Annotated in this window: 4 protein-coding genes and 1 pseudogene; all 5 read right to left on the bottom strand. The window is 60.6% G+C overall.

From position 1 onward, the window contains the following. Window positions 1-95 precede the first annotated feature (95 nt). On the bottom strand, window positions 96-1,244 hold the full coding sequence (locus ACH196_RS37780; RefSeq protein ID WP_396651940.1) for a response regulator: 1,149 nt from the start codon (window positions 1,242-1,244) through the stop codon (window positions 96-98). Between the two features lie 12 nt (window positions 1,245-1,256). Further along, window positions 1,257-1,622, bottom strand: a complete 366-nt coding sequence (locus tag ACH196_RS37775; RefSeq protein WP_396651939.1) for a response regulator — start codon at window positions 1,620-1,622, stop codon at window positions 1,257-1,259. Further along, window positions 1,619-3,724, bottom strand: a complete 2,106-nt coding sequence (locus tag ACH196_RS37770) for an ATP-binding protein (RefSeq protein WP_396651938.1) — start codon at window positions 3,722-3,724, stop codon at window positions 1,619-1,621. The genes ACH196_RS37775 and ACH196_RS37770 overlap by 4 nt, the downstream gene beginning before the upstream one ends. Continuing rightward, complete coding sequence (locus tag ACH196_RS37765; RefSeq protein ID WP_396651937.1) at window positions 3,690-4,277, bottom strand: SCO family protein; 588 nt, start codon at window positions 4,275-4,277, stop codon at window positions 3,690-3,692. The genes ACH196_RS37770 and ACH196_RS37765 overlap by 35 nt, the downstream gene beginning before the upstream one ends. Further along, a pseudogene (locus ACH196_RS37760) lies at window positions 4,274-4,627 on the bottom strand (ABC transporter substrate-binding protein); the annotation flags it as partial. The gene ACH196_RS37765 and the pseudogene ACH196_RS37760, both read right to left, overlap by 4 nt.

Here is a 4,627-nt window from a genome sequence, read left to right as displayed (position 1 = left end):
CGTTGCGCCGATTTCAAGATCGGTCGATGGCTGGGCTGCTTTGTGGCGACGGTTCGATAGGCCGTATTGTCCGTGAGACCTATGTGCGTCCAGCGTTAGCTTGGCCGACCGGTCCACCGCAAGATTTCATAGGCCGGCATCGGGCGGCGAAAACCCTTCAGCGTCAGTTCGCCAACAAGTACGGACTCGACCAGCGGCTCAACGGCGCCGAGGACCCGTTGGCTCACGAGAATTTGGCGGGATTTGGCCTCTTCGCACAATCGGGCGGCATGGTTCGACACAGTGCCGATCACTGCATAGTCCGAGCGACGATCAAAGCCGATACGCCCAATGGTCGCGTGGCCCCTGGCAATACCGATCCCGAAGCCAAGCAAATAATCCCGTTTGCGCCATCGCTCTGAATGTTCGTCGATCGCGTCGCGCATCGCAGTGGCCATTGAGACGGCGCTCTCGCTGTGATCGGCGCATAGGAGTGGATCGTTGAAAACCACGACGACACCGTCGCCCACGAATCGCTCGAGAGTTCCCTTGTGGCGGACGATTTGCTCACCGAGACAGGCATGATACTCGGCAAGAACTGTCATGACTTCTTCGGGTTCGGCGGTCTCCGCAAAGGCTGTAAAGCCGCGCAAATCGCAAAAGACCACGGTCACCTCGCGGCGGTGGCTTTGCAGGAGGGCGTCCGCATCGCCCGCCGCAACGATGAGGTCGGCGACCTGCTCGGGCAGGAACCGCCTAAGCCGCGCCATACGTTCGATCTCCGTTACCTGCTCAGCCACGGTCTGCTCAAGCGAGCGGTTCCAGTCGGCAAGTTGCGCGGCTTGGTCCTCAAGGCGTTGGGCCTGGCTCGCAACAGTATCGTGCAGCGCCTTCTGGCGCAGCATCGAGCGCACCCGCGCCAGCAGCGCGTGGTGCTCGAAGGGCTTCGTCAGATAGTCGTCGCCGCCGGCATCCAATCCTTCGACCACGTCGCGCGTGTCAGCCTTGGCGGTGACAAGAATAACGGGGATCGATCGCAGCGAGTTGTCTTGCTTGAGCAAACGCACCACGGCGATGCCGTCAAGCTTCGGCATCATGATGTCGAGCAGAATGAGGTCGGGCTGGAGGTCGCGAGCTTTCGCAAGCCCCTCTTCGCCATCGGCAGCGGTTTCCACTTCATAGCCGTTCGCCTCGAGGCGCATACGCAGGATCTCGAGGTTTTCCGGAGTATCGTCGACCGCGAGAATGCGGGGCGGATCGTGCAAGACCTGTCTCCTTCAGGAAAGGAACTGCCGAATCTTTGCGAGCAGCTCGCGCGGGCTGAAAGGCTTGGCAACGTAGCCATCGCAGCCTGCGGCAAGGGCTTTCGCCTCGTCGCCCGAAAGCGCGTAGGAGGTGACGGCGATAATCGGAATGTGCCGCAGCTCCGGGTCGGCCTTGATGCGGCGGGCAGCTTCATAGCCGTCGACCACCGGAAGCTGAATATCCATGAGGATCAGATCCGGCCTATGCGTCCCAGCGGCGGCGACGCCGGCGGCGCCGTCCGGCGCTTCGATCAGTTCGTATTCGGTGGTGGCGATGAGGTCGCGAATGATCTGGCGGTTGTCCTCGGTGTCTTCGACCATCAGGATTCGTTTGCTCATGCGACCCTCACGTCCTCTGTCACTCGGACTGGTATCTTGAGGCGGAATGTCGACCCCGACCCGAGCACGGACTCGACGTCTATGGTTCCGCCATGCATTTCGACGATGCGCCTGGAGATCGCCAGGCCAAGACCTGTGCCACCCTTCTGCCTAGTGCTGCTGTTGTCGACCTGCTGGAATTCCTCGAAAATGAGAGCGTGGTCCTTGGCCGCAATGCCAGGACCTGTGTCTTGTACCACGATCTCAAAGAATCCGTCGGCGGCACCGGCAAGAATGTCGACCGCGCCCGTTTCGGTGAACTTGACCGCGTTGCCCGCAAGATTGAGCAGGACCTGCGTCAAACGGCGTTCGTCCCCGCGGCCGATTGGCAGGTTCTCTGCAACGATCGTTGAAAGTGCAAGACCCTTCGCTCGTGCCAGCGGCTCGACAGCAGCAACGGTCGATCGAACAATTTGCCCGACGGCATAGTCCTGAAGCGTCAGAGTGAGCTGGCCGGCTTCGATCTTTGAAAGGTCGAGCACGTCATTGATGAGCCCCAGAAGGTGACGGCCGTTTGCCTGCACGCGCGCAACGGTGGTCTTTGCCTTGTCCGGAAGCTCGCCGTAGACTCCGTCGACCAACAATTCGGTAAAGCCCAGGACCGAATTGAGCGGCGTCCTGAGCTCGTGGCTCATATTCGCCAGGAACTGCGACTTGTGGCGGCTGGCTGCCTCCAGTTCCCGTCCCTTCTCCTCGATTTCGCGGAACAGCTTCGCGTTTTGAATGGCAAGTACCGATTGGGCGGCAAACGTTTCCATCAACTCGACGACCTGCTTGTCGAATTCACCAGGTTCGCGTCGCCTGACGACAAGCGCGCCGACGATCTTGTTCGGCCGGAGCAGCGGGATTACCAGGATGCTGTGATAGCCGGCGTCGAGCACGATCTTCTGGACGTGAGAGGGCGTTCCGGAACCAAGATCGGGAAATTGGACGGGCGCGCAGTGCCCTGCGGCGCTGATACCCAAATCGTCAAGCCGGATGGCCTGATCGGACATTGCGGCAATAAGTTCGTCTTTCATCCCAAAGGTCGCCCGCAGGCGGAATTGTTGTCTCGTCCCGCTGAACACATAGATGGTGCCGGCATCCGTGTCCGACAGTTGAACCGCCTTGGCCACGATTGTCTGCAGCACTGTGTCGAGATCGAGTGTCGAATTGACCGCCTTGCTGACGTCCCCCAACGCCTCCAGTTCGCCGACCGATCGGGCAAGCTCGGCTGTGCGCGCCTGCACCTCTTGGTATAATCTGCCCAGCCGCACGGAGGTCTGGTTGACATTGTCCGCGAGCGCTCCCAGTTCGTCCCGATTAGCGACAGCGACCTGTTGGGCAAAGTCGCCGGCCGCTATCTCGCTGAGACGCGTCTCGATCTTCTTGACCGGCTCGATCAACGACCAGGAGATGATGTAGCCAAGCCCCAATGCCAGCAGGATGCTGCCCACGGCAAAAGAGACCACGATCAGCCGAGAGGTGCCGTATGCCCCCTCGGTCGTTTCGATGGCCGCGACCATGTCGGCTTCGGCCATGTTGACCAGTTGGTTCGTCAGCCGCTCGAGGCGGTCGGCCGACGGAATGATCTCGTCCAACTGGATCTTGCGTGCCTCCTCCGTGCGACCGGCGCGGAAAAGCTCCACGACGTGTGTCACGCCGGCGGCGAGCCGTTCGTACTCCTGCCGGACCTGGCCCAGCACCTCCGCTTCGGTTTCGGCGACGAACTCCATGCGGTCGAGGTCGTAGCCAAACTGGTTGAGCTGGCGCAGGGATGAATCCAGCAGCCGCTCGTCCTGAAGAAGAAGTGCGGTTGAGATGCTGTAGAGCTGGTTCGTCGTATCGTGCTGGACCTGGCGATAAGCCGCGATCCTGCGCTGCAGCTTGATCAGCTCGTTGGTCTGATCATTGACCCCGCTCAGCACCTGCAACCCGACGGCCCCGAGCACGATCAACAGGCCGACAATTGACAGGAACGCGATCAAGAGCTTGGTCTGGACGCGCGCCGGCAGCCGGGCAACCCAGCCAACGAGCCGGTTCGTTATCCTATTTGGATTCGTCCAAGAGGCTGAGAAGGTCACCCCGGAACTCCTCCAGGTCGAACCGGACGCCAAGATACTGTACTCGCAAGATGCCATCGGGGTCTACAAGCGAAGTCAACAAGGTATGGTCGACATCTCCGTTCGCCGTTTTCTTGGCGATGACCCCGTATTTCCTTCCCACCTCATGGACGGCCTCTGGATTGCCCGTAAGAAACCACCAGCCCTTAATGTCTGCGCCAAAATTCTGCGCATATTCTTTCAAAACACCGGGCGTATCGCGCTCCGGGTCGACGGTGATCGAAACGAAGACGATCTTCGATCCGAACGTTGAGCTGAGCTTCTCCTGCACGCTGGCCATATGTGCGGTCAGCATCGGGCAGACGTCGGTGCAGTACGTAAAGATGAATGCAATGGCGACCACCTTGCCGCGAAAGTCGTGCAGGGACACAGGTCTGCCGTCCTGCGATACCAGGGTAAAATCGGGCGCCTGCCCAATCGTCGGCAGGCGCTCATCGTGCGGCGCATCGTGCGCGTGCGCCGGCCCGGCCATCAGCGCCAAAAGCAACAAGATGCGTGCCGGCCACTCGCTCACGTTTTCATCTCGCGCTTGATCTCGTTGAAGAACCGCCAATCAGTGCCGTTCGCGATGATGTCGTTCGGGTTCGCCTTGACAATCCCGGCTTCATGCAGCCGCAGCGAGAAGAACCTCATCGTGTCCTCGGGATCGAAGTCGCGCCAATTTGAGTATGGGACCTCGCGCAGCGACTGCACGGCATAGTCGTAGTGTTCGGTGCGTCCGCCGTCTACCAGAAGGCGCGCCACCCGTTCCGGTTCAGCCGCGCAGATGTCGGCCGACTTGATGATGGCGCGGACGACGCGCTTGGTGGCAGCCGGATTTTTCTCGGCGTAGGCCGCGTTAACCGCCAGCATGCAGCAGTAATA

Origin of the sequence: Mesorhizobium sp. IMUNJ 23232, from assembly GCF_044326205.1 — a bacterium.
Classification (GTDB): Bacteria; Pseudomonadota; Alphaproteobacteria; order Rhizobiales; family Rhizobiaceae; genus Kumtagia.
This window is presented reverse-complemented; position numbering and strand designations above follow the sequence as displayed.

Excerpts from the sequence above, each read along its gene's own strand:
- ACH196_RS37775 (WP_396651939.1), bottom strand. The coding sequence starts at position 1,622 with ATGAGCAAACGAATCCTGATGGTCGAAGACACCGAGGACAACCGCCAG.